Below are 2684 nucleotides of genomic sequence, written 5' to 3'. Positions count from 1 at the left end.
GCGTTCGCCACGGCAAGGCGCGACGGGGGATCCTGCAGCGCCTGAAGATCCTGGATCGCATCGGCTTTCTGCACCGTCGCCAATGGCTGGAAAACATCCAGCCCGCGCCGTTGATCGCGCGCATCCGCCGTTCCAGCCAGGCGCTGGCGCAGCAGACCGTGCGCGACGCGGAGGCGGCATGAGAACGACTCAAGCCACGGCCTCCGACGTGTTCGCCGACATCGCCGGCACGCTGGAGGCGGCTGAAGTAAACGCCAGCACGGATTGGGAGATGGAATTGGTCGCCTCGCTCATCGCGCGGTACGACGAGTACGGCGAGTCGCTGTTTCTGTCCGACCGCCAAGCCGAGATCCTCCGCAAACTCGCACGGGAGACGCGATGACCGACCATCCCCCCCGCACGTCCGCGCTCGTCCTCACGCCTATCCAGGGTGAACCCCGCATGAAGGATCTGGATCTCGCTGTTCGGCTGGGCTTCGAGCGCCCCCGCAAGATTCGCGACCTCATCAAGGCAAACGAAGACAAGTTATTGAAATTTGGAGTTTGCCCTGCCGTGGGGCAAACCTCCGGCGCTCAAGGTGGCCGCCCATCGACCGAGTTCTACCTTAGCCAAAAGCAAGCGATCTTCATCGGTATGAAGTCGGAGACCGAGAACGCCTTCGAGGTACAGGCGGAAATCGTCCGCGTCTTCGACGCGCACGTCAATGGGACATTGGCGCAGCCCTCCCTCAACCCCGCCAACGTCTCCCGCCTGCAGCTGATCGAACTCGCGATGCAGGCCGAGCAGGAACGACTGGCGCTGGAATCCACCGTCGCGGTCATCCAGCCCAAGGCCGATGCCCTGGACCGGATCGCCACGCCATCGTCCGGGACGCTCAACCTGACCAACGCCGCCAAGACCCTGCAAATCAACCCCAGGGCGCTGATCCAGCGCCTGAGCGCGAATCGTTGGATCGATCGGCGCGCGGGCGGCAAGAATTGGACCGCGTCTCAAGACAAACTCCAGCAAGGCGTCCTCGAACACAAGATCACCAAAACGGTCCAGGACGACGGGACCGATCGGATTGTCGAGCAGGTGCTGGTCACCGCCAAGGGCTTGACGAAGTTGGCCGCGATGCTGTCTCCGGTCAACGGGGGTGCGGCATGAGCAACGTGAGCGAGAGCAACGACAACCTTTCATCCCCCCAGGCGGATGGCCACCAACTCGTCGGGTCTGCGCTTGGAGACGTCGTTGAGAAAGGAAGCGAGTACGCCACAGAGAAGGCGTCCCAGGCGGTTGCTGACGCTTTCAAGGAAGTTAACGCCCACGAGCAACGCGCGTTCTTCATTGGCTGTATCGGCTGGCTGCGCGACGTGATCCAGCAGGAGGCGGCGGCATGAACGCCCCGACGCGCCCACTCGATCCATCGCGCAGTGGATTGCCGCGCCCACGTTCGATCCCCTCGACGCGCTCGACACCGTCTCGGCCATGGTGCATTCGGTGCGGGCGCTGATCCGCCAAACCGCCATCGACGCGGATCTTGGCGATCCGGGTTGATCGTCCGGCGATCTCTGGTCCAGCGTCGATTTGCTGGAGACCATCGCGACCCTCCTGGAAGGGGCCTCCGGCACCCTGGAGCGCCGCTCATGACGCGCCTGACCTCGCTCCCTTGCCCCAAGATCCGTCTGCGTTTGGCGTGGCACGGCCAACCCGACGCGGATGCCGAACCGCTGGCCCCGACCGCCTGGCAACTCGCCCTCCATCGCCCTCCCCAGGGCGATCTCTATTGGATGGTCTCGGACATCGAGACGGGACGGATGGTCGCCTGTGACCTTGACCGGGAACGAGCAATCCGCCAGGCACATGCCCGACTCGCCACCCTCGCGAAAACGCAACACACCACGGTCCAGGCGCTCCTGGAGCAGATCCGGGCCGGTGCCCGCGCGGAAGGGTAACGCGCCGCCATGGAAACCAAATGGAATGATCAAGAGGATGCGGCGCTCCGAGGGTTATCGATGCTCGCGCAGTTGATCTATCTGCGGGTCTTCCGTCGGCACATGGATTACGCCACGGGAACTGCCGGGCTGACGTATCGAATCGACTACCAAACGATCTGCGACGCCGTGTCGTTTATTCCCGATCCGGGCAGTCAGGTCCGCCGATGGACGCCAACCAAGGGCGAGGTTCGCGCGACCATTCGTGAGTTAGAGCGCGTTCTTCCCGACCTCGGGAGAGCGGTTCCGCTGCTGATCGAAGCCGGTTCAAACCCGCATCGCGGGTACTTAGGCGATTTTCTGAAAACAATCTACCCAACAGGAAGGCGGTGAATGGACAGGATTAACAGGATTGCTCAGGATGGACAGGATTTCGTAAAAGCTGTTTTTAATCCTGTTAATCCTGTTAATCCTGTTAATCCTGTTAATCCTGTTAATCTTGAAAAATCCTGTTAATTCTGTCCATTTTGAAGCCTGTGGCATGGTTATAAACTTTCCCGGAAATCGCCTTAAAAAGGCTTCCCTTGGCGTCGATGGATCAGTCCGTCAAAAAAGGGAACGACGCAGGAACGACGCAGGAACAACGCAAGATGAACGACACAAGGAACCCCCCGGCTGATGGGCTTAAAGGCATCCCATTACACACAACTTCCCGTGTTCGGGTAAAATCCGGTTTTGGCACTGTTGTTCGATGGGGTCTGTATGGGCTGG

The 2684-nt window shown here is 61.0% G+C and carries 6 protein-coding genes; all 6 read left to right on the top strand.

All coding sequences use genetic code 11. The annotated features are described in order from the left end of the window. Positions 1 to 182, top strand: a 182-nt coding sequence (locus tag QZY07_RS25850) for a hypothetical protein (RefSeq protein ID WP_295409057.1), incomplete at its 5' end; no start/stop codon positions are given. After that, positions 179 to 382: a hypothetical protein gene (locus tag QZY07_RS25845; protein WP_295409056.1), complete on the top strand. Its 204-nt coding sequence runs from the start codon at positions 179 to 181 to the stop codon at positions 380 to 382. The genes QZY07_RS25850 and QZY07_RS25845, both read left to right, overlap by 4 nt. Next, positions 379 to 1146, top strand: a complete 768-nt coding sequence (locus tag QZY07_RS25840; RefSeq protein ID WP_295409054.1) for a phage antirepressor KilAC domain-containing protein — start codon at positions 379 to 381, stop codon at positions 1144 to 1146. Before QZY07_RS25845 ends, QZY07_RS25840 begins: the two co-directional genes overlap by 4 nt. After that, entirely contained in the window at positions 1143 to 1379 is a 237-nt protein-coding gene (locus QZY07_RS25835; protein ID WP_295409052.1) for a hypothetical protein, read from the top strand. The genes QZY07_RS25840 and QZY07_RS25835 overlap by 4 nt, the downstream gene beginning before the upstream one ends. 246 nt (positions 1380 to 1625) lie before the next feature. Continuing rightward, positions 1626 to 1934 (top strand): hypothetical protein, encoded by a 309-nt coding sequence (locus QZY07_RS25830; RefSeq protein ID WP_295409049.1) that lies wholly within the window; start codon positions 1626 to 1628, stop codon positions 1932 to 1934. 9 nt (positions 1935 to 1943) lie between these two features. Beyond that, positions 1944 to 2306, top strand: a complete 363-nt coding sequence (locus tag QZY07_RS25825) for a hypothetical protein (protein WP_295409048.1) — start codon at positions 1944 to 1946, stop codon at positions 2304 to 2306. Positions 2307 to 2684 lie beyond the last annotated feature (378 nt).

The organism is uncultured Thiocystis sp. (assembly GCF_903866365.1).
Lineage (GTDB): Bacteria > Pseudomonadota > Gammaproteobacteria > Chromatiales > Chromatiaceae > Chromatium.
Note: the sequence above shows the minus strand (reverse complement) of the source record. Positions and strands in the feature narration are given on the sequence as shown.